Consider the following 19,617-nt stretch of genomic DNA (forward strand, 5'->3'; position numbering starts at 1 on the left):
GCTCCAAATCCTCCCCCTTCGGGGGAGGGGAACCGCGACCCGAAGAGCAGCGCGTAGCCTGAAGCGGTTGAGGGGGCCGGCCCCAGGCTCCGACCCTCGGCCATACACATACTCACCCTCTCCCATGGGGAGAGGGCTTGAACGCCCAAGAGCCCGTCAGGGCGAGTGGACTTGCGTGAAAGGGTGAGGGGTTTCGCTCTCGCCCGTCGGGCGCCGTAACCCCTCACCCTTTCGGCTATGCGCATCGGCTTTGCTCTGCGGGCCTCAAGCCCTCTCCCAACGGGAGAGGGGTCAGGAACGCCAACTGCGCGCGACAGCGGACTTAATCCGCTGATCTCGCTCGCAAATCCCGCCGCTAATTCTCTTCCACACGCCTCAGTTCGCCCCGGCCCTATACTCCCCTGGTCCCGTCGCATGGGGAGGCCGCGCGGCCAGCGACTTCGCGGCGGCGGGAGCGGAGGAAGCGGGGCGCTGTGTGCGAACACGGCTGCCTGCGACCCGGAGCCCAGAGCGTATTCAGACGCTGGTTTCGGGGAGAGGGAGGGCCGAGGGGGTTACTCTGGCCGTTCCGGGACCGGGTCGTTGGCCCGGCCCGCCCGCCGCGGGCCTCCGGGAGTAGCCGAAAAGATCGGCGCCCGCCCCGAGCTCGTGGAAACCCTCCGTGCGGAGCGTCAGACCTCTCGCCGAACACGGCACTCATACATCCCAGCCGGGCGAAGGCCCGACGCTCCGCCGCCTTCCCGAACTTCGCAAGCATCCGCTGGCGAAGGCGGAGCCAATTCCGCCCTCAAGCCGCGAGCGACTGCGTCGCGAGCATAGGGCAAACAACAAGCCTTCTCCCCTTGCGGGAGAAGGTGGGCGGCGGAGCCGCTCGGATGAGGGGGCAGCCCGACCCATCCCCATCGTCCGACGACCATCGCGCAGATCCAGCCCCCTCATCCGTCATGCGCTGCATGACACCTTCTCCCCCGAGGGGAGAAGGGCGATGGGGCAACGGAGAGGCTTACCGGGCGGCGGACTTCAGGCCAGGGCCTTCAGACGATCGACCAGGTCGGTCTTCTCCCACGAGAAGCCGCCGTCCGCCTCGGGCGTGCGGCCGAAATGGCCATAGGCGGCGGTGCGCTCGTAGATCGGCTTGTTCAGACCCAGGTGTTCGCGGATGGCGCGCGGGGTGGCGCCGCCGATCAGGGCGGGCAGTTCGCGTTCCAGCACCGCCTCGTCGATCTTGCCCGTGCCATGCAGGTCGACGTGGACCGACTGGGGCTGGGCCACGCCGATGGCGTAGCTGAGCTGGATGGTGCAGCGGTCGGCCAGGCCCGCGGCGACCACGTTCTTGGCCAGGTAGCGGGCGGCATAGGCGGCCGAACGGTCCACCTTGGTCGGGTCCTTGCCGCTGAACGCGCCGCCGCCGTGCGGGGCCGCCCCGCCATAGGTGTCGACGATGATCTTGCGCCCGGTCAGGCCGGTGTCGCCATCCGGGCCGCCGATCTCGAACACGCCCGTCGGATTGATGTGCCAGACCGTCTCATTGGTGATGAAGCCGGCGGGCAGCACGGCTTCGACCACCGGCCTGACCACGGCGGCGACCTCGGCCTGGGTCTTGCCGGCGGCGTGCTGGGTCGAGACGACGATGGAGGTTGCGCGCACCGGCTTGCCGTCCTGATAGAACAGGGTGACCTGGCTCTTGGCGTCCGGTTCCAGGATCGTGCCGCCGTCGTGACGCAGGGCGGCCAGACGCTTCAGGATCTCGTGGCTGTAGGCCAGGGTGGCCGGCATCAGTTCGGGCGTTTCGTTGCTGGCGTAGCCGAACATGATGCCCTGGTCGCCCGCGCCCTCGTCCTTGGTCTCGGTGGCGTCGACGCCGACGGCGATGTCGGCCGACTGGCCATGCAGATGGTTGGCGAAGTCGAACGTCTCCCAGTGGAAGCCGTCCTGCTGATAGCCGATGTCGCGCACCACGCGGCGGGCCAGGGCCTCGATCTGGTCGGCCACGCCCGGCTCCCAGTCGTCGGTCTGGCTGTTCCACACCCCCTTGCCGCGGATCTCGCCGGCCAGGACGACGCGGTTGGTGGTGGTCAGGGTCTCGCACGCCACCCGCGCCTCGGGATCGCGGGCCAGGAAGAAGTCGACCACGGCGTCGGAAATCTGGTCGGCGACCTTGTCCGGGTGGCCTTCGGAGACGCTCTCGGAGGTGAAGTGGAAGGCGGTGCGGGACAAGGGGCGGCTCCTTGGGGCGGGAAGGCCGCCAGACATATAAAGATATGCTTATATCTTCAAGAGAGCGCCGGTCCGCTCAGACGCGGATGTCCAGCAGGGCGCCGGGGCGACCCTCGCGGCGGGGCTCCGGGGCCGCGCCGGCGCCGGCGGCGGGGGCAGGGGCAGACGCGGCGGACGGAGTCTGGGGCGGGGCCACCTGTCCCAGGGCGGCGCGGAAGAAGGCGGCCTGGGCCGCGCGCGTCGCCGCCGGCGCCGGGGCGGCGGGCATCGGGGCGGACGGCAGGTCGGGGCGCACGGCGGTCATGGCCGGCAGGGTTAACGGGCGTGGTTCAGAAAGTCTTAATGCGAGAGGTGGGCGTGGCGCGACGGGACCGCCAGGGCGGCGGCCAGGCGATCCGCCTCGGCCGGGTCGATCAGGGGCCCGGCGGCCTTGGCCACCACCGTCCCATAGGCGTCCACGGCGAAGGTCTCGGGTACGCCCGACACCCCCAGGTCCAGCCCGGCCCGCCCCTCGGCGTCGACCAGGACCAGGCGGAAGGGGTCGCCCAGTTCGTCCAGAAAGGCGCGGGTGGCGACCGGATCGTCCTTGTAGGCCACGCCAACGATCGACACCCCCTGCGCCTGCAGCCGCATCAGCTGGGGGTGCTCGGCCCGGCAGGGGGCGCACCAGCTGGCGAAGACATTGACGATCATCGGCTTGCCGACCCCGGCGGTCTTCAGGTCGACCCGGCCCGGCCCGGCGGCGTCGCCGTCCAGCATCGGCAGCAGGGTCTCGGGGATCGGCTTGCCGACGCGGGCGTCGGGCCGCACGGTCGGGTCGCGCTTCAGCGACCAGCCGGCGAACAGGACGACCAGGGCCAGCAGGACGACCGGCGGAACATAGGCCAGCCAACGCTTCACGCCTCGCTCTCCTCGGCGGCCGTCAGCGCCCGCGACCAGCGCCGGGCGATGATCAGGGTGCGGGCGGACACGGCCCCCAGGACCAGGGCGCTGACGCCCCAGGCGGGCCAGACGAAAGCGGCGTATCGGCCCATGTCGAGATCCGGCATCGGCTCAGGCCTCCATCACGGCGCGGGCGCGCAGGGCCAGCACCCGCCGCCGGTTCACCTCGGTGCGGATGGCGGTGACCCAAACGGCCAGGAACAGCACCCCATAGGCGGCCATCATGGTCAGCAGAGGGGTCAGATAGGCCGGGTCCAGGCTGGTCCCCTCGGCCCGCAGCAGCGAGGCGGGCTGGTGCAGGGTGTTCCACCAGTCCACCGAGAATTTGACGATCGGCAGGTTGATCAGGCCGACCAGGGCCAGGACGGCGGCGGCGCGCCCGGCCTTCTGCTCGTCGTCAATCGAGGCGCGCAGGGCCATATAGCCCAGGTAGAAGAGGAACAGGACCAGGACGCTGGTCAGGCGCGCGTCCCAGACCCACCAGGTCCCCCACATGGGCTGGCCCCACAGGGCGCCGGTGACCAGGGCCAGAAGGGTGAAGGCGGCGCCCGGCAGGGCGGCCGCGCGGGCGGCGGCGTCGGCCAGGGGATGGCGCCAGATCAGGGCGAACAGGCTGGCGACGCCCAGCGCCGCATAGGCGGCCAGGCCCAGGGTCGCGGCCGGGGCGTGGACGAACATGATCCGCACCGTATCGCCCTGCTGGTAATCCTCGGGTGCGGTGAAGGCCAGCCAGGTCCCCACCGCGACCAGGGCGGCGGCCGCGATCCACAGCACCGGCGCCAGGGGGCGGGTGAAGCGCATGAAGCGCTGGGGATTGGCCAAGCCGAACATGGCCGCTGTCTAGACCATTTTCGCGCCGGGTCGAAAGCGGTGATCGCAGCATCCGGCGCGCGGCGCTTGCCCTGGTCGGGCGACGCCCGCAAGGAAGACGGATGACCGCCCCCGCCACGCCCTTGCATGTCACCGTCGTCGGCGCCGGCCCGGCGGGCCTGATGGCGGCCGAACGGCTGGCCCTGGGCGGCGCCCGCGTGACGGTGCGCGAGGCCATGCCCTCGCCGGCGCGAAAATTCCTGATGGCCGGACGCGGCGGGCTGAACCTGACCCATTCGGAGCCGCCGGAGCGGTTCGTCGCCCGCTACGGCCCGGCGCAGGCGGTGGTCGGCGACTGGCTGGCGGCCTTCACGGCGGCGGACCTCAGGGCCTGGGCCGACGACCTGGGGGCCGAAACCTTCGTCGGCTCGTCGGGTCGGGTCTTCCCCCAGGCCATGAAGGCCTCGCCCCTGCTGCGGGCCTGGCTGGGGCGGCTGGAGGCGCTGGGGGTGCGAATCCTGACCCGCAGTCGCTGGACCGGCTGGCGCGAGGGCGCCCTGACCTTTTCGACGCCTGAGGGCGAGCAGGTCGAACGGCCCGATGCGACGGTCCTGGCCCTGGGCGGCGCCAGCTGGCCTCGTCTGGGGTCGGACGGCGGCTGGCGGCCCTGGCTGGCGGCGCGCGGCGTGGCGGTGACGCCCTTCGCCCCGTCCAATGTCGGGTTCGACGTCGCCTGGTCGCCGGTCCTGATCGGACGGTTCGCGGGCCAGCCGGTGAAGAGCATCGCCCTGAGCCACGCCGGCTGCACGGTGCGCGGCGAGATGATGCTGACCCGCTATGGCGTCGAGGGTGGGGCGGTGTACGCCCTGTCGGCGGACCTGCGTCAGGCCGTGATGCGCGACGGGTCCGCAATTCTGAGCCTGGACCTGCGGCCCGACGTGTCCCTGGAGGCCCTGACCGAGCGCCTGACCCGGCCGCGCGGCAGGGACAGCGTCGCCAACTGGCTGAGGAAGGCCGGCGGACTGTCACCCGCCGCCCTCGCCCTGCTGCGCGAGATACCGGGCGAGGTTCCGCAAGGCCCCGACAAGCTGGCCCGTCGGATCAAGGCGGTGCGCCTGACCCTGACCGGCGTCCAGGGGCTGGACCGGGCCATCTCCTCGGCCGGTGGCGTGGCGCTGGATCAGGTCGACGGACGGCTGATGCTGAAAGCTTTGCCCGGCGTCTTCGTGGCCGGAGAGATGCTGGACTGGGAAGCGCCGACCGGCGGCTATCTGCTACAGGCGTCGTTCGCCTCGGGCGTCGTGGCGGCGGCCGGCGCATTGGACTGGCTGGTCCAAGAGGGTAGAGCCACCAGATGATCGACATCCACGGCCTGTGCCCCGACCGTTTCGCCGGCGTCCGCGACGCCTTCGCCGCCAACTTCACCGATGCGCCCGAGGGGCTGGACGAACTGGCCGCGCGGTTCAGCGTCTGCATCGGCGGCGAGACGGTGCTGGACCTGTGGGCCGGCCATGCGGACACCGCCGGGTCGCGGCCCTTCACCGAGGACACCCTGGTTCCGGTCTTCTCGACCGGCAAGGCGGTGATGAGCCTGCTGATCGCCACGGCGGTGGAGCGCGGCCTCCTGGACTATGACGCCCCGGTCGCCCGCTACTGGCCCGCCTTCGGCCAGGCCGGCAAGGACCAAGTCACGGTGGGCCAGATGATGTCGCACCAGTCGGGCCTGCCGGGATTCTCGACCCAGGTGGAGCCGACCATCTGGTTCGACCGTCAGGCGGTGCTGGACGCCCTGTGCGCCCAGGCGCCGATGTGGCCGCCGGGAACGGCCAGCGGCTATCACCCGATCACCATCGGCTATCTGGCGGGCGAGCTTTTCCGCATCGTCGATGGCCGGACCATGGGAACGGCCCTGCGCCAGGACTTTCCCGGCCTGGACCTGTGGATCGGCCTGCCCGAGGCCGAGCACGGCCGGGTGGCCCAGTTGCGCAAGCCCGCCTCGGCCCCCGACCTGGGACCGATCGACGCGATCAAGCGGGCGGCCTTCCTTGACCGGGGCTCGGCGCCGGGCGGGCGCGGCTCGGCCGAATGGCGGATGGCGGAAATCCCTTCGGCCAATCTGCACGGGACGGCGCGCGACCTGGCGCGCATCCTGGCGGTGCTGAACGAGGGGATGTTCGAGGGGCGGCCCGTGCTGTCCCAGGCCACGCTGGACGCCGCGCGGCGCGAACGCATCCATGGCCAGGACCGGGTCCTGCCCTTCGTCATGGGCTGGGCCGCCGGCTGGACGATGAACGCGGGCCTGGACATCTTCGGGCCCAACCCGGCGGCCCTGGGCCATTGCGGCTGGGGCGGATCGTGCGCCTTCGCCGATCCGGCGGCCGGGATTTCGGCCGCCTATGTTATGACCCGCCAGTCGCCGCACCTGGTCGGCGACCCGCGGGCGCTCAGGCTGATCCAGGCGCTCTACGCCGCCGTGTGACCGCAAAGCAAAAACCCCGGCCGTTGGGCCGGGGTCTTGATCGTCTCGGCAGCCGCCTTCAGCGGCGCTTCTTGACGTCGATGGGGACGAAGTTCGAGGGGTGGCTGACCACCCGGCCGGCGTTCGCCTGTTTGGTGTTCACCAGCATCCCGCCCCACAGGGCGAAGGACATCATGGCGTGCTGGAGGTTGCGCTCCTTGTCGTTCATTCTTGGCGTCTCCTTTCGCAATCGAATGAAAAGAGACGCGTCGTGCTGTTCGGGGGTCTCACCCTCATAGTCGTTTCGCGTCACGGTGAAGATAGCATCGTGATGCCGGAATTTCAAGTTTTTTGGTCCGGCATCGGATCGTATTTCGCAAGGCCGTCATCTTGAGCCCGAGCTCTCCGCCCCGCGCCATCGCCACGCCCTGCGTCAAGGTGTGCGTCGTCGACGGCGCCTCGGGCCATTGCCTGGGCTGCTGGCGGACCCTGTCCGAGATCGCGGACTGGACGCGGATGACGGAGGCGGAACGCGCCGCGATCATGGCCGAACTGCCGGACCGCGAGGGGCGTCTGAACGGTTAGGCCGGGCGGCGGGCCCTCAGGGCCTGGACGATGGTGCCGTCGTCCAGCCAGTCCAGTTCGCCGCCCACCGGCACGCCGCGCGCCAGGCTGGTCACCTCGACCCCCGACCCGGCCAGGCGCTCGGCCAGATAATGGGCGGTGGTCTGGCCATCGACCGTGGCGGGCAGGGCCAGGACCACTTCGCGCGTGCGGCCATCGCCGGCCCTCTGAACCAGTTCGGCCACGCGCAGGGCGTCCGGCCCGACCCCGTCCAGGGCCGACAGCAGGCCGCCCAGCACATGATATTTGCCACGAAAGGCGCCCGACCGCTCCATGGCCCACAGGGCGCCGGCCTCCTCGACCACGCAGATCAGGCCGCCGTCACGGGCCTTGTCGGAACAGATGGAGCACGGATCGCGCGTGTCGGGCGCGCCGCAGACGGAGCAGGACCGCACCTTGGCCGCCGTTTCCGCCAGAGACGCGGCCAGAGGCTCCAGCAACTGTTCACGCCGTTTCAGCAGGGCCAGGGCCGCGCGCCGCGCCGACCGCGGGCCCAGGCCCGGCAGTTTCGACAGCAGGCCGATCAGCCGCTCGATCTCGGGTCCGGCGGAGGCGGCCACGCGTCAGAACAGCTTGGGCATGCCGGGGATGTTCATCCCCGCCATCGGGCCGGCGGCTTCGCGCATCAGGACGTTGTTGATCTCGTCCAGGCGACGCTTGGCGTCGGCGTGGGCGGCCTGGATCAGGTCGGCCAGGATGTCGGCCTCGCCCGGAACCATCAGGCTGTCGTCGATCCGCACCGCCGTGATCTCGCCGGGGCCCTTCAAGGCGATGGTCACCAGGCCGCCGCCCGACGTGCCCTCCGCCGTGGAATCCGCCATTCGCGCCTGGGCGTCCTGCAGCCGCTGCTGCATCGCCTGGGCCTGCTGCATCAGTGCGCCGAGGTCCTTCATGGCCTCTAGATAGGGGGTTCCGGCGGGCGGCGACAGCCCCCGGCGACCCGATGGAGATTTTGCCGCCGGCGCCTCTTGCACGGCCTGCGACGGCCCATAAATAAATCCGCACCTGTTACAGTTTTGGAATTGCTCTCATGCCCTTTGACGCTCTTGAGGCCCGCGACCAGGCCCTGTCGGACGCCGCCCTGGCCCAGCTGTTCACAGAGGCGCGGACGCGCAACGCCTGGTCGGACCGGCCGGTGCCGGAGGCCCTGCTGCGCCGGCTCTACGACCTGACCAAATTCGGGCCGACGGCGGTCAACGCCACCCCGGCGCGGTTCGTCTTCGTCACCTCGCCCGAGGCCAAGGCGCGGCTGGCGCCCCTGATGAGCGAGGGCAACCGGGCCAAGACCCTTCAGGCGCCGGTCAATGTCATCATCGGCCATGATCTGGACTTCCACGACACCCTGCCGGTGCTGTTCCCGCATGCGCCGGGCGCGCGCGACTGGTTCGCCGATCCGGCGGGACGGCGCGAGGCGGCCTTCCGCAACGGCTCGCTCCAGGGCGGTTATTTCCTGATCGCGGCGCGGGCCCTGGGTCTGGATGTGGGCCCCATGTCCGGCTTCGACCCCGAGGGGGTGAAGCGCGAATTCTTCGCCGACAACGCGGTCGAGCCGAACTTCATCGTCAACCTGGGCTACGGCACGGACGAGAACCTGTTCCCCCGCTCGCCCCGCCTGAGCTTCGACGAGGCGGCGCGGATCCTCTAGGGGCGAAATCAGTCCGTCTTGCGCACCCGCGCGGTGGGCAAGGCGGCGACGCCCAGGTCGGCGATGGCCGAGGCCAGGGTGATGTTCGTTTCGACCACCGGATCGACCAGGGCCAGAAGGGCGGCAGGGTCGTCCTCGACCTCGGCGGTGGCGACATAAAGGGCGTTCATGTGCCGGTCCGGCCCCTCGACATAGGTGTGGGAGGTCAGGACGGCCTGGTCGCCGTCGAAACCGGCCAGGACGCACTGGTGTCCGCGCAGCCCCTCCTGCCGGATGCGCCGGAAATGCACCACCGGGCCGCCCTCGGGATAGCGGACCATGCAGGCCTGGGCGTCGTTGAAGACCGTTTCGCGGTTATCGGCCGGCGCCTCGCCGCTGTCGGTGACCGAGATGGTCACTTCGAAATTCATGTCGAAGGCCCAGTTTTCGGCGTCCGGCTCCTCGGCCGGGACGGCGGCGCGGATCAGGGGGGCCATCTGTTCGCGCACATCGGGCAGGGAAACGTCCAGGGCCTGGGCCAGGGGCAGCAGGCGGGCCTGGACCTGGGCCGCGATCTCGGAAACCTGGTCGCGCAGGTCGCCATCCTGGGCCGAGGCCGGGACAACGGCGCCAGCAAGGCCGAGGACGCAGCCAGCGGCCAGGGCGCGGGCGAAATTGGAAGGTCGCATGAAATCCCCCTCGATGAGCGGGGGTATCTGAACATGGTTTCGCCCGAAACCCGAGGGGCCCGGGCGCGGGTGACAGGTTTCGTCAGTCCTCGTCCGCCGCCTCGGCCTCGTCCGGGATGGTCGGCAGTTCCAGCGGGGCCGCCAGGGTCTTGATCTCGCCGACCTTGGCGCCGGGGAAGGCCTCCAGCACCGCCTTGACGAAGGGGTCCTCGGCTACCTCGGCCCGCTCCTGGGCGCGGCCGCGGCGCTCCTGTTCGATCAGGGTCTCGCCCCCGCCCTGGCCGTTGGCGGCGATCAGCCAGGTCTTGCCGGTCCAGTCCTTCAGCCGCCCGGCCAGGCGCCGCGCCAGATCGGCCGGGGCGTTCGGCCCGCTTTCATAGACGATGGCGCCGGGCTTGAAGCTGACCAGCTTCACATGCTGCTGGACGTCCAGCTGCAGCTTGATCTCGCGCTTTTCCCCGATCAGGGCGACCACGGCGTCAAAGGTCTGGGGGTCGGGCAGGGCCGGGGCCGGGACCGGGCGGGCCGCCAGCTGGGCCGAAGCGCCGCCGCCGCCGCCGCGCGGGGCGGACCCGCCGCCTGGGCCGCCGGTGATCGGTTCGCCCGCATGCAGCCGCTTCAACGCCTCTTCCGGCCCGGGCAGGTCGGCGGCGTAGGCCAGGCGCACGATGGCCATCTCCACCGCATCGGCGGGATTGGGCGCGCGCCGCACCTCGTCCAGGGCCTTCAGCAGCATGGACCAGGCCCGCGACAGGGTTCCGGCCGGGATGGCGGCGCCCAGGGCCGCCAGCTTCTGGGCCTGGTCATTGGGCAGGCGGGTGGCCTGCGGACCCAGCATCTTGGCCACCGAGGCGGCGTGGCAATGCTCCAGCAGGTCGCCCACCACCTGAACCGGATCGGCGCCGAAGCCGTAAAGGGTGCGGAACGCCTCCAGCGCCTCGGGCGTGCGGCCGGCCATGATGGATTCGAACAGCTGGATGGTCTGGCTGCGGTCGGCCAGGCCCAGCATGTCGCGCACCAGGTCGGTCTTGACCGTCTCGCCCCGCTCTCCCTGGACCAGGGCCTGGTCCAGCAGCGACAGGCCGTCGCGCACCGAACCTTCGGCCGCCCGTGCGATCAGGGCCAGGGCCTCCTGCTCGACCTTCATGCCCTCGCGCTCGGCGATGCGGCCCAGGTGTTCGGACAGGACGTCCGCCTCGACGCGGCGCAGGTCGAACCGCTGGCAGCGCGACAGGATGGTCACCGGCACCTTGCGGATCTCGGTGGTGGCGAAGATGAATTTGGCGTGGGGCGGCGGCTCTTCCAGGGTCTTCAGCAGGGCGTTGAACGCCTGGGTCGACAGCATGTGGACTTCGTCCAGTACATAGACCTTGTAGCGCGCCTCGACCGGGGCGTAGCGGACGCTGTCCAGGATGTCGCGGATGTCGCTGACGCCGGTGTGGGACGCCGCGTCCATCTCCATCACGTCCATGTGTTGGCCGGCCATGATGGCGGCGTCGTGCCGGCCGTCTGGGGTCAGGGCCAGGGACGGTTTGTCGATACTGTCCGTCTCGTTGTTCAGGGCCCGGGCCAGAAGCCGGGCCGTGGTCGTCTTGCCCACCCCGCGCACCCCGGTCAGCATGAAGGCGTGGGCGATGCGGCCGGTGGCGAAGGCGTTGGTCAGGGTGCGGACCATCGCCTCCTGACCGATCAGATCCTCGAAGGCCCGCGGCCGGTATTTGCGGGCCAGGACGGTGTAGGCCTCGTCGGACATCGCAGGCGCGGGCGCGGCCTCGGGCGCCTTCTTCACCCTGGCGGGTTTCGCGACCGGTTCAGGCTCGGCGACGGCGGTGGGTTCCGCCTCGGGCGGCGCCCCGAACATGTCGTCGGTGTTCTCGTCCCGAACGGGGGCGTCATCCTCTTCCCAGGGAGGACCATCGAGACTCGGATCGACGTCGGTCATGTCCTCGTCCTAGCGCGAAAGGCGGCGCGCGCGCACCCCCTCTCGCGGTCGGAACGTAAGGATCAGTCAGTCAGCTTGGGGATGCGCCCGCCATTGTCGCGGATCTTCTGCATCACCTGTTTGTGCAGCCAGATGTTCATGGTCGCGGTGTCGGAGGTGTCGCCGGTGTAGCCCAGCTCCTGCGCCAGCTCGCGCCGCTCGGCCAGGGAGCTGTCCATGCCGGTCAGCTTCATCAGGTCGACGATGGAGGTGCGCCAGTTCAGGTTCTTGCCCTGGTTCAGGCCGTCCAGGATGGCCTCGACATCGACAGGCTCGCCGGTCTGGGGCGCGTTCGCGGCGGGGGCGCCGGGCGCCGGCGCGGCCGTTGGCGCGGGGCTCGATCCCCCTTGCGATGGCCTATGGCCGGGGCCGCCCTTGGCCCGATCCCAGATGCCGCCCAGAATTCTGCCCAGAATGCTCATGATCCGATCCTCTTTCAGTGGGATCAGAACAGCGGCCAAGGTCGAAGGGAGTTCCCGCCCTCAAGCCGCGAACGACCGCGTCGTGAGCGTCAGGGCCAGAAACACGCCCTCAAGCAGCGAACGACCGCGTCGTGAGCGTTAGGGCCAAAAAGAAGGAAGGTGGAGACCGCGACCCGAAGGGGAATTCGTTGTGGCTGCTGCCTTCCGGCCCTGACCAGGTTGGCGAAGCCTTCGCCCGCGATCTCCGAGACGGGATATGGCGCGGGGCGGGCGGGGAATCAAGCCTGTCCGTGGCCGCCTATCGCCCGGCCCCCGAGCCGCGGCGCGGTTCGTCGGCGAAGGCGTTGATGATGCGGGCGGAGGAGGGGCGGCCGGCGGGGCCGCGGTCGGGGTCCACGACGATGCGCAGGTCCCCCCGCGCATAGGTGGCCGAGACGCGGTCGCCCTCGACGATGGTGATGCTGCGCAACCGGGTCAGATAGCCGCGCGCCGTGGCCGAGCGGGCCATGCGGATGACGGCGTCGGTGGTCACGATCAGGGCGTCGACCGACAGGGCCTCGGACCGGTCGACCGACAGGTTGATCTCGACCAGCCGCCCCAGGGTCGATGAGACCAGGGCGCTGCGCCGCGCCATCAGGTTGAACAGCTGGACCGGACCCAGGGCCGGGGGGGCCAGGCTTTCGCCCGGCCCGGCCAGGGTGACGGGCGATCCGCCGGGCGCGGCTCGCGTATAGAGGGTCATGCCCCCGTCGGGCGTGACCCGCAGCACCAGGTCGCCGGCGTCGTTGCGGTAAAGGACATCGCCGCGCGGCGCCGGCGTAGGGCGCAGCACCCAGGTCTCGACGCTGCGGTCGAAGCGCAGCAGGGGGGTCGAGGCGCTGCGGTCCAGGATGAAGCCCTGACCGGTTTCGGAGACATAGCGGCCATTGGCCGGCAGGTTGCGGCTGAACAGCCGGTCGCGCAGGGACTGGCTCTGCTCGGCCTGGACATTGCCGCGCACCTGGGCCCAGGCGGGCGCGCCGGCGGCCACGACGGCGAACGCCGTCGCGGCGGCAAGGGACGCGGACGTCCGCAGGGCCGGGAGCCTGAGCTTCATGCCCACAGCAATCCTATGGAGCGGCGGCGGATTTTGGGCGGGGCCGGATCAACCGACCAGATACTGACCGCCGTTCAGCGATAGGGTGCAGCCTGTGACATATCCGGCACGTTCGCCCGACAGCCAGGACACCATGTCGGCGATCTCCTCGCCTTTTCCGAGCCTTCCGACCGGGATCTGGGCGATGATGGAATCCAGCACCTTCTGGTCCATGGCGCCGACCATCTCGGTGTCGATATAGCCCGGCGCGATGCAGTTGACCGTCACCCCCTTGCGCGCGTTCTCCAGCGCCAGGGCCTTGGTGAAGCCGATCATCCCGGCCTTGGCGGCGGAATAGTTGGTCTGGCCGATCTGGCCTTTCTGGCCGTTGATCGAGGAGATGTTGACGATGCGGCCGAAGCCCCGGTCGCGCATGCCGTTGATGACCTGGCGCGTCATGTTGAAGACGCTGTCCATATTGACCCGGATCACGTCCGACCACTGGTCGGCGCTCATCTTGTGGAAGAAGCCGTCGCGGGTGATGCCGGCATTGTTGATCAGGACGTCGATGGGGCCCAGCTGAGCCTCGACCTCGGACACGGCGCGCTGGCAGTCCTCGAACGCGCCGACATTGCCCTTGACCACCATGACGCCCAGTTCGCGGGCCGTGGCCTCGGCGGCGTCGGTATTGCCGGAATAGCCGGCGGCGACGGACAGGCCGTCCTCCTTCAGCCGCTGAACGATCGCCTTGCCGATGCCGCGGGTGCCGCCCGTGACCAGAGCCACTCGTGCCATGTGCGTTTCCTTTTGTCCCTTGAGCCACGGTCTCTGACGGACCGTGTTTGGTTAAAGTCTTTAGACGGCTGAAGGTTTGGCGCCAACGTCTCCTCCCCATCGCCGATGGGGAGGTGGATCGGCGGCGAAGCGGCCGAGACGGAGGGGGTCTTTCGTCGTGCAACCCAAGAGCCCCTCCACCGCTTCGCGGTCCCCCTCCCCATGGAATGGGGAGGAGACGAGGCGGCTACAGCCGGGCCATGTCGATCACGAAGCGGTAGCGGACATCGGATTTCAGCATCCGGGCGTAGGCCTCGTTGATCTGGTCCGGGGCGATGACTTCGATGTCCGAGGCGATGCCGTGTTCGGCGCAGAAATCCAGCATCTCTTGAGTCTCGCGGATGCCGCCGATCAGGCTGCCGGCGATGCGGCGGCGGCGGACCAACAGGGCGACGGCATGGACCGGCAGGGCCTCGCCGGTCAGGCCCAGCATGACCATGGTCCCGTCGCGGGCCAGCAGGCGGACGTGGCTGGCGATCTCGTGCGTGGCCGAGACGGTGTTGATGATCAGGTCGAAGCCTTCGGCCGCCGCCTTCATGGCCGCAGCGTCGGAGTTGATCAGGAAATGCCGCGCCCCCATCCTTTCGGCGTCGGCCTTCTTGCGGTCCGAGGTGGACAGGACGGTGACCTCGGCGCCCAGGGCCGCGGCCAGCTTGACCGCCATATGGCCCAGCCCGCCCAGGCCGATCACCGCGACGCGCGATCCGGGGCCGATGTTCCAGTGGCGCAGCGGCGACCATGTGGTGACTCCCGCACACAACAGGGGGGCGGCGGCGTCCAGCGGCAGGGCGTCGGGGATACGCAGGACGAAATCTTGGTCGACGGTGATGCGGTCGCTGTAGCCGCCCTGGGTGATCGGCTCGCCCCCCGCCTGGTCGCCCTTGGGATCGCGCGAGCCATAGGTGGCGACCATGCCGCCGGGGCCGGTGCAGTATTGCTCCTCGCCCTCGACGCAGCTGGCGCAGGTGCGGCAGCTGTCGACCATGCAGCCGACGCCTACCCGGTCGCCGACCTTGAAGCGGGCGACCTCGGACCCGACCGCCTCGACCTCGCCGACGATCTCGTGGCCGGGAACCAGGGGGAAGGCGCGACCGCCGAACTCGCCGTCCACGGCGTGCAGGTCGGAATGGCAGACGCCGCAGTAGCGGATGGCGATGACCACATCGTTCGGCCCCGGCCCGCGGCGCTGGAAATCATAGGGCTTCAGAGGCTCAGAACGGGCGTAGGCGGCGAAGGCGCGGGTCGGCAGGGTCATGGAGATCAGGCTTTCAGGCGGGCGATCAGGGCCTGGGCGGCGGCGGGATTGCGCACCTTGGCTCCGGCGATGAAATAGGCGAACACATCGCCGCGTTCCGCCCAGACGCGAGTGCGTTCGGCGATGGCGTCCAGTTCGGCGCCGGTCATGCCGGTCGGCTCGTCCTCGCGACTGGACATCAGCCGGGCGTAGCTGAAGTCGGCCGTGGGCTGGTCGATGCGGGGCCATTCCGGCGCCTCGTCATCCTCGGCAAAGACGATGGCCGCGCCGTATTTCGCCGCCAGGTCATAGAATCGCGGGGTGTCGAAGCTGGGGTTCCGCACCTCCAGCGCATGGCGCAGGCGCAGGCCATCCTTCTCGGTCGGCAGCAGCTTCAGGAAGCCCTCGAAATCCTCGGGGTCGAATTTCTTGGTGGCCATGAATTGCCAGTTGATCGGCCCCAGCTTGGGCCCCAGGGCCGTCAGTCCCTGATCCAGAAAACGGGCGAAACTCTCGCCGCCTTCGGACAGAATTTTCCGATTGGTGCAGTAGCGGCTGGCCTTGACCGCGAAGACGAAGTCGTCGGGCGTCTCGTCGCGCCACTTCATCCAGCTGTCGGGTTTGAAGGTCGAATAATAGGTGCCGTTGATCTCGATGGAGGTCAGGGCGCGGCTGGCGAACTCCAGTTCGCGCTTCTGGGTCAGGCCCTCGGGATAGAAGACCCCGCGCCACGGCTCATAAGTCCAGCCGCCGACGCCCACGCGCACCGGTCCGGTCATACTGATCTCCTCAATAGGCGAAGTCCGCATAGACTCGTTTCACGTCGCCCTGCCAGGCGCCGTTGTACAGCTCCAGCAGCCGCTCGGCGGGGGTGACGCCGCTGTCGGCGATGTCTTCCAGTTCTGACAGATAGCCGCGCTCGTCCACCATGCCGCCGCTGAACCGGGCGCGGTTCTTCAGCCCCTGTTTGGCGATGGCGACCATGTCGCGGGCCACGTCCTGAACGCTGCGGCCGGCCACCTCGGCCTTCAGCCCCAGCCGGGTCACATCGCGGCGCAGGCGCTCGTGGTCGGCGATGTCCCAGTCCTTGCAAAGATCCCATGCGGCGGCCAGCGAGGGGGCGTCATAGAAGATTCCGGCCCACAGGGCGGGCAGGGCGCAGATGCGGCTCCACGGCCCGCCGTCGGCGCCGCGCATTTCCAGATACGACTTCAGCCGCACCTCGGGGAACAGGGTGGTCAGGTGATCGGCCCAGTCCTTCTTCGTCGGCGCCTCGCCGGGCAGGGCGGGCAGGCGCCGCTCCAGGAAGTCGCGGAACGACTGGCCCGAGGCGTCGATATACCGCTCGCCGCGCTTGGCGAAATACATGGGGGTGTCCAGGGCGTAGTCGACGTATCGCTCGAAGCCGAAACCGTCCTGGAAGACGAAATCCAGCATTCCGGTGCGGTCCGGGTCGGTGTCGGTCCAGACATTGGCGCGGGCCGACAGGAAGCCGTTGGGGCGACCCTCCGTGAACGGACTGTTGGCGAACAGGGCGGTGGCGATCGGCTGCAGCGCCAGGCTGGTGCGGAATTTCAGCACCATGTCCGCTTCGGAATCGAAGTCCAGATTGGCCTGGATGGTGCAGGTGCGCAGCATCATGTCCAGGCCCAGCGACCCGACCTTGGGCATATAGGCGCGCATGATGTCATAGCGGCCCTTGGGCATGACGGGGATGTCTTCGCGCCGCCACATCGGGTCGAAGCCCAGGCCCAGGAAGCCCAGGCCGATCTGGTCGGCCACCTGCTTGACCTCCATCAGATGCTGGCCGGTCTCGGAACAGATGTCGTGGATGTCCTTCAGCGGGGCGCCCGACAGTTCGAACTGGCCGCCGGGCTCCAGGCTGATCGAGGCGGTCAGGCGCTCGGCGTTCCGGCGCTCCAGGGCGATGACGTGGCCGCCTTCAAGGACCTCGGCCCAGCCGAAGCGGGTAAGGCCCGACAGCATGGCGCGGATGCCGTTGTCGCCCTCATAGGCGGGGCGGCGCAGGGTCTGGCGGTCAAAGCCGAATTTCTCGTGTTCGGCGCCGATGCGCCACTGGTCCCTGGGCTTGATCCCCCTGGACAGGGCCTCGACCAGATCGTTCCGGGAAAGCGGCGCCTCGGCCATATGTTCCTGCCCCTGTTGCGAAGGCTAGATGGGCGAGGAATGGGTCGGGCTCAAGAGGCGGCGGCGGACCAATCGCCCAGCGCCGACTGCCACAGGGTCAGGGCGGCGACCGCGGCGGTGTCGGCGCGCAGGATGCGAGGGCCCAGGGAGACGGGGACGGCGAAGGGCAGGGCGCGCAGTCGTTCGCGTTCCTCGGGCGCGAAACCGCCCTCGGGACCGATCAGGATGGACCATGGCTGAGACGATCCTCCCCCATCGGGGGAGGGGGACCGCGAAGCGGTGGAGGGGGCTGAAACCTGCTCCGGCCTCGAGCCTCCTCCACCCTGCTGCGCAGGGTCCCCCTCCCCCGAGGGGGGAGGATTGAAAGCGCCAAGCGTCGCGGTGGCGTCGGGGCCGCCCGTCTCGTCGCAGAACATCAGGCGGCGTGTGGCGTCCCAGCTGTCCAGCAGGGTGTCGAGTTTCACGGGATCGTCGACCGGCGGCACATCCAGGCGACCGCACTGTTCGGCGCTTTCGACGGCGATGGCGTCCAGCCGATCCAGGCGCAGATGCTCGGTCGTGGTCCGGCGGGTGCGGACTAGGCGGATGCGGCCCACCCCCAGTTCGGTCGCCTTCTCGACCGCGAACTCCAGCGGCGCCTTTTTGACCACGGCCATCAGCAGTTCGACGTCGGGGGGTGGGGTCTGGGGCCGCACCTGGTCCTCGGCGCGCAGGATGACGCCCTTCTTCAGCACCTCGGCCACGACCGCCCGCCATTCGCCGTCGCGGCCGTTGAAGACATGCAGCGCATCCCCCGCCTTCAGCCGCATGACCTGGGTCAGATAGCGCGACTGATCCAGCGTCGGCGCGACGGCGGCGCCGGGGATGAGAGGCTGGGGGATGTGGAGGCGGATCATGGTTCCCGCATAGCCTTCACCACACCCTGCGTCATCCTCGGGCTTGACCCGAGGATCAGACAGTCCACTCACTCGACGCATGGAGTCCGAGCGCCGTCCGCTGATCGCGACCTATATGACCGCCAGCCGCCCGTTCGGCGTGATCTACGTCGGCATGACGTCGAACCTGTACGCGCGAGGCGAGCAGCATCGGGCGCGAGCGGTGCAAGGGTTCACCGCGAAATACGGCGTGGACATCCTGGTCTGGTTCGAGGTGCACGAGTTGGTCACCGAGGCGATCAGACGCGAGAAGGCGCTGAAGCGCTGGAACCGAGTTTGGAAGATGCAACTGATCGAGCGGCGGAACCCGCAATGGCTCGACCTCTATCCGTTCGTGTGCGGCGCGGCGTCTGATCCTCGGGTCAAGCCCGAGGATGACGAGTGTGGGGTGGACGGCTTCTTGGAGCGACTTGCGAGCGGTGAAATCCGCGACGAATGACCGTCAGAGCGTCCGCGCGATCAGCAGCTTCATGATCTCGTTCGTGCCGCCATAGATGCGCTGGACCCTCGCGTCCTTGTACAGTTGGGCGATCGGATATTCGTTCATATAGCCGTAGCCGCCGAACAGTTGCAGCATCTCGTCGATGGTCTCGCCCTGGATGTCGGTGACCCAGTATTTGGCCATGGAGGCGGTGGCGGCGTCCAGTTCGCCCTTCAGGTGGCGCTCGATGCAGTGGTCGACGAAGACCTTGGCCACCGTCAGCTTGGTCTTGACCTCGGCCAGTTTGAACTGGGTGTTCTGGAAGTCGATGACCCGCTTGCCGAAGGCCTTGCGCTCCTTGACGTAGGCGAGGGTCGCCTCAAGCCCGCGTTCGGCGGCGGCCACGCCCTGGACGGCGATGTTCAGCCGTTCCTGGGGCAGTTGCTGCATCAGCTGATAGAAGCCCTGGCCCTCGGTCCCGCCGATGATGTTGTCGCCCGGAACCTTGACCTCGTTGAAGAACAGTTCGGAGGTGTCATTGGCCTCCATGCCGATCTTGTGCAGGTTTCGGCCGCGCTCGAACCCTTCGGCGCCGTCCGTCTCGACCACGATCAGGCTGACCCCCTTGGCGCCCTCGGCCGGGTCGGTCTTGGCCACCACGATGATGAAGTTGGCCAGCTGGCCGTTGGTGATGAAGGTCTTGGAGCCGTTCACCACATACTGGTTGCCCTGTTTCAGGGCCGTGGTGCGCACGCCCTGAAGATCGGACCCGGCGCCCGGCTCGGTCATGGCGATGGCGCCGACCAGTTCGCCCGATTGCAGGCGAGGCAGCCAGCGCGCCTTCTGCTCGGCCGTGCCGTAGTGCCAGATGTAGGGCATCACGATCGCATTGTGCAGACTGATGCCGAAATGGTCCGCACCCTTCCAGCCCAGCTGGCGCATCAGCATCACCTCATGCCGATAGTCGCCGCCGAAGCCGCCGTCTTCCTCAGGCATGGAGATGCCCAGCAGGCCCGCGTCGCCGGCGTCGTTCCACAGCTGGCGCGGCACCGAGGAGTCGGCGATCCACTGGGCGAACTTCTCGGGCGGCGCGTGTTCGTCGATCCATTTGGCGACGGAGTCCGAGAAGAGGGTGATCTCTTCTTCCTGCATGAAGTCGGGTTCGGGGAGGTTGAGGACGTTCATGAGGGGCGCTCCATGACA

The 19,617-nt window shown here is 69.2% G+C and carries 23 protein-coding genes and 1 other RNA gene; 5 read left to right on the forward strand and 19 right to left on the reverse strand.

Annotated elements, in window-relative coordinates:
- Window positions 1-1,020: 1,020 nt before the first annotated feature.
- The 5 genes from metK to KF910_RS05770 form a co-directional block, all read right to left on the reverse strand.
- Window positions 1,021-2,217, reverse strand: coding sequence for a methionine adenosyltransferase (metK, locus tag KF910_RS05750; RefSeq protein WP_292259532.1), 1,197 nt, complete (start codon window positions 2,215-2,217; stop codon window positions 1,021-1,023).
- Window positions 2,218-2,293: 76 nt separating this feature from the next.
- Entirely contained in the window at window positions 2,294-2,521 is a 228-nt protein-coding gene (locus tag KF910_RS05755) for a hypothetical protein (RefSeq protein WP_292259534.1), read from the reverse strand.
- Between the two features lie 35 nt (window positions 2,522-2,556).
- A complete protein-coding gene (locus KF910_RS05760; RefSeq protein ID WP_292259536.1) occupies window positions 2,557-3,117 on the reverse strand; it encodes a DsbE family thiol:disulfide interchange protein in 561 nt (186 codons plus the stop codon).
- Window positions 3,114-3,266 (reverse strand): heme exporter protein CcmD, encoded by a 153-nt coding sequence (gene ccmD, locus KF910_RS05765; protein ID WP_292259538.1) that lies wholly within the window; start codon window positions 3,264-3,266, stop codon window positions 3,114-3,116. The genes KF910_RS05760 and ccmD overlap by 4 nt, the downstream gene beginning before the upstream one ends.
- Before the next feature lie 4 nt (window positions 3,267-3,270).
- Entirely contained in the window at window positions 3,271-3,990 is a 720-nt protein-coding gene (locus KF910_RS05770) for a heme ABC transporter permease (RefSeq protein ID WP_292259540.1), read from the reverse strand.
- Between the two features lie 101 nt (window positions 3,991-4,091).
- Between KF910_RS05770 and KF910_RS05775 the strand changes: the two genes are divergently transcribed.
- A complete protein-coding gene (locus KF910_RS05775; protein ID WP_292259542.1) occupies window positions 4,092-5,327 on the forward strand; it encodes an NAD(P)/FAD-dependent oxidoreductase in 1,236 nt (411 codons plus the stop codon).
- Entirely contained in the window at window positions 5,324-6,448 is a 1,125-nt protein-coding gene (locus KF910_RS05780; protein WP_292259544.1) for a serine hydrolase domain-containing protein, read from the forward strand. Before KF910_RS05775 ends, KF910_RS05780 begins: the two co-directional genes overlap by 4 nt.
- A gap of 58 nt (window positions 6,449-6,506) precedes the next feature.
- Here the strand turns inward: KF910_RS05780 and KF910_RS05785 are convergent, their stop codons facing one another.
- A complete protein-coding gene (locus tag KF910_RS05785) occupies window positions 6,507-6,656 on the reverse strand; it encodes a hypothetical protein (protein ID WP_292259546.1) in 150 nt (49 codons plus the stop codon).
- Between the two features lie 161 nt (window positions 6,657-6,817).
- Between KF910_RS05785 and KF910_RS05790 the strand changes: the two genes are divergently transcribed.
- Window positions 6,818-7,012 (forward strand): DUF1289 domain-containing protein, encoded by a 195-nt coding sequence (locus KF910_RS05790; protein ID WP_416354686.1) that lies wholly within the window; start codon window positions 6,818-6,820, stop codon window positions 7,010-7,012.
- Here KF910_RS05790 and recR read toward each other — a convergent pair.
- Window positions 7,009-7,611 carry a recombination mediator RecR gene (recR, locus tag KF910_RS05795; protein ID WP_292259547.1) on the reverse strand — a complete coding sequence of 201 codons (603 nt, stop codon included), beginning with the start codon at window positions 7,609-7,611 and terminating at the stop codon, window positions 7,009-7,011. The genes KF910_RS05790 and recR overlap by 4 nt on opposite strands.
- Before the next feature lie 3 nt (window positions 7,612-7,614).
- Entirely contained in the window at window positions 7,615-7,944 is a 330-nt protein-coding gene (locus KF910_RS05800) for a YbaB/EbfC family nucleoid-associated protein (RefSeq protein WP_292259549.1), read from the reverse strand.
- Between the two features lie 137 nt (window positions 7,945-8,081).
- Between KF910_RS05800 and KF910_RS05805 the strand changes: the two genes are divergently transcribed.
- The gene (locus KF910_RS05805) at window positions 8,082-8,696 is read left to right on the forward strand and encodes a malonic semialdehyde reductase (RefSeq protein WP_292259550.1); all 615 of its coding nucleotides are present in this window, start codon (window positions 8,082-8,084) and stop codon (window positions 8,694-8,696) included.
- Window positions 8,697-8,704: 8 nt separating this feature from the next.
- Here KF910_RS05805 and KF910_RS05810 read toward each other — a convergent pair whose 3' ends face one another.
- From KF910_RS05810 to KF910_RS05855, 10 genes are all read right to left on the reverse strand, one after another.
- Entirely contained in the window at window positions 8,705-9,364 is a 660-nt protein-coding gene (locus tag KF910_RS05810; RefSeq protein WP_292259552.1) for a hypothetical protein, read from the reverse strand.
- Window positions 9,365-9,446: 82 nt separating this feature from the next.
- A complete protein-coding gene (locus KF910_RS05815; protein WP_292259554.1) occupies window positions 9,447-11,306 on the reverse strand; it encodes a DNA polymerase III subunit gamma/tau in 1,860 nt (619 codons plus the stop codon).
- A gap of 62 nt (window positions 11,307-11,368) precedes the next feature.
- A complete protein-coding gene (locus KF910_RS05820; protein WP_292259556.1) occupies window positions 11,369-11,767 on the reverse strand; it encodes a DUF3597 domain-containing protein in 399 nt (132 codons plus the stop codon).
- Between the two features lie 155 nt (window positions 11,768-11,922).
- Window positions 11,923-12,016, reverse strand: an RNA gene (ffs, locus tag KF910_RS05825) — signal recognition particle sRNA small type.
- Between the two features lie 49 nt (window positions 12,017-12,065).
- Window positions 12,066-12,863: a DUF4908 domain-containing protein gene (locus tag KF910_RS05830; protein WP_292259558.1), complete on the reverse strand. Its 798-nt coding sequence runs from the start codon at window positions 12,861-12,863 to the stop codon at window positions 12,066-12,068.
- A 48-nt stretch (window positions 12,864-12,911) separates the two neighbouring features.
- Window positions 12,912-13,637: an acetoacetyl-CoA reductase gene (gene phbB, locus KF910_RS05835; RefSeq protein ID WP_292259560.1), complete on the reverse strand. Its 726-nt coding sequence runs from the start codon at window positions 13,635-13,637 to the stop codon at window positions 12,912-12,914.
- Between the two features lie 226 nt (window positions 13,638-13,863).
- Window positions 13,864-14,931: an NAD(P)-dependent alcohol dehydrogenase gene (locus KF910_RS05840; RefSeq protein ID WP_292259561.1), complete on the reverse strand. Its 1,068-nt coding sequence runs from the start codon at window positions 14,929-14,931 to the stop codon at window positions 13,864-13,866.
- A gap of 5 nt (window positions 14,932-14,936) precedes the next feature.
- On the reverse strand, window positions 14,937-15,689 hold the full coding sequence (locus KF910_RS05845) for a DUF72 domain-containing protein (protein WP_416354687.1): 753 nt from the start codon (window positions 15,687-15,689) through the stop codon (window positions 14,937-14,939).
- A gap of 10 nt (window positions 15,690-15,699) precedes the next feature.
- Window positions 15,700-17,058: a glutamate--cysteine ligase gene (locus KF910_RS05850; RefSeq protein ID WP_292259564.1), complete on the reverse strand. Its 1,359-nt coding sequence runs from the start codon at window positions 17,056-17,058 to the stop codon at window positions 15,700-15,702.
- 50 nt (window positions 17,059-17,108) lie between these two features.
- Window positions 17,109-17,954: a 16S rRNA (uracil(1498)-N(3))-methyltransferase gene (locus KF910_RS05855; protein ID WP_292259566.1), complete on the reverse strand. Its 846-nt coding sequence runs from the start codon at window positions 17,952-17,954 to the stop codon at window positions 17,109-17,111.
- 79 nt (window positions 17,955-18,033) lie between these two features.
- Between KF910_RS05855 and KF910_RS05860 the strand changes: the two genes are divergently transcribed.
- Window positions 18,034-18,432 carry a GIY-YIG nuclease family protein gene (locus KF910_RS05860; protein WP_292259568.1) on the forward strand — a complete coding sequence of 133 codons (399 nt, stop codon included), beginning with the start codon at window positions 18,034-18,036 and terminating at the stop codon, window positions 18,430-18,432.
- 3 nt (window positions 18,433-18,435) lie between these two features.
- Here the strand turns inward: KF910_RS05860 and KF910_RS05865 are convergent, their stop codons facing one another.
- Window positions 18,436-19,599, reverse strand: a complete 1,164-nt coding sequence (locus tag KF910_RS05865) for an acyl-CoA dehydrogenase family protein (protein WP_292259570.1) — start codon at window positions 19,597-19,599, stop codon at window positions 18,436-18,438.
- Window positions 19,600-19,617 lie beyond the last annotated feature (18 nt).

Origin of the sequence: Brevundimonas sp., from assembly GCF_019636155.1 — a bacterium.
GTDB lineage: Bacteria > Pseudomonadota > Alphaproteobacteria > Caulobacterales > Caulobacteraceae > Brevundimonas.

Bases quoted from the DNA above. Each gene is read 5' to 3' on its own strand.
- KF910_RS05755 (WP_292259534.1), bottom strand. From the start codon at position 2,521: ATGACCGCCGTGCGCCCCGACCTGCCGTCCGCCCCGATGCCCGCCGCC.
- ccmD (WP_292259538.1), bottom strand. From the start codon at position 3,266: ATGCCGGATCTCGACATGGGCCGATACGCCGCTTTCGTCTGGCCCGCC.
- KF910_RS05770 (WP_292259540.1), bottom strand. From the start codon at position 3,990: ATGTTCGGCTTGGCCAATCCCCAGCGCTTCATGCGCTTCACCCGCCCC.
- KF910_RS05775 (WP_292259542.1), top strand. From the start codon at position 4,092: ATGACCGCCCCCGCCACGCCCTTGCATGTCACCGTCGTCGGCGCCGGC.
- KF910_RS05780 (WP_292259544.1), top strand. From the start codon at position 5,324: ATGATCGACATCCACGGCCTGTGCCCCGACCGTTTCGCCGGCGTCCGC.
- KF910_RS05785 (WP_292259546.1), bottom strand. From the start codon at position 6,656: ATGAACGACAAGGAGCGCAACCTCCAGCACGCCATGATGTCCTTCGCC.
- KF910_RS05800 (WP_292259549.1), bottom strand. From the start codon at position 7,944: ATGAAGGACCTCGGCGCACTGATGCAGCAGGCCCAGGCGATGCAGCAG.
- KF910_RS05805 (WP_292259550.1), top strand. From the start codon at position 8,082: ATGCCCTTTGACGCTCTTGAGGCCCGCGACCAGGCCCTGTCGGACGCC.
- KF910_RS05810 (WP_292259552.1), bottom strand. From the start codon at position 9,364: ATGCGACCTTCCAATTTCGCCCGCGCCCTGGCCGCTGGCTGCGTCCTC.
- KF910_RS05815 (WP_292259554.1), bottom strand. From the start codon at position 11,306: ATGACCGACGTCGATCCGAGTCTCGATGGTCCTCCCTGGGAAGAGGAT.
- KF910_RS05820 (WP_292259556.1), bottom strand. From the start codon at position 11,767: ATGAGCATTCTGGGCAGAATTCTGGGCGGCATCTGGGATCGGGCCAAG.
- KF910_RS05830 (WP_292259558.1), bottom strand. From the start codon at position 12,863: ATGAAGCTCAGGCTCCCGGCCCTGCGGACGTCCGCGTCCCTTGCCGCC.
- phbB (WP_292259560.1), bottom strand. From the start codon at position 13,637: ATGGCACGAGTGGCTCTGGTCACGGGCGGCACCCGCGGCATCGGCAAG.
- KF910_RS05840 (WP_292259561.1), bottom strand. From the start codon at position 14,931: ATGACCCTGCCGACCCGCGCCTTCGCCGCCTACGCCCGTTCTGAGCCT.
- KF910_RS05845 (WP_416354687.1), bottom strand. From the start codon at position 15,689: ATGACCGGACCGGTGCGCGTGGGCGTCGGCGGCTGGACTTATGAGCCG.
- KF910_RS05850 (WP_292259564.1), bottom strand. From the start codon at position 17,058: ATGGCCGAGGCGCCGCTTTCCCGGAACGATCTGGTCGAGGCCCTGTCC.
- KF910_RS05855 (WP_292259566.1), bottom strand. From the start codon at position 17,954: ATGATCCGCCTCCACATCCCCCAGCCTCTCATCCCCGGCGCCGCCGTC.
- KF910_RS05860 (WP_292259568.1), top strand. From the start codon at position 18,034: ATGGAGTCCGAGCGCCGTCCGCTGATCGCGACCTATATGACCGCCAGC.
- KF910_RS05865 (WP_292259570.1), bottom strand. From the start codon at position 19,599: ATGAACGTCCTCAACCTCCCCGAACCCGACTTCATGCAGGAAGAAGAG.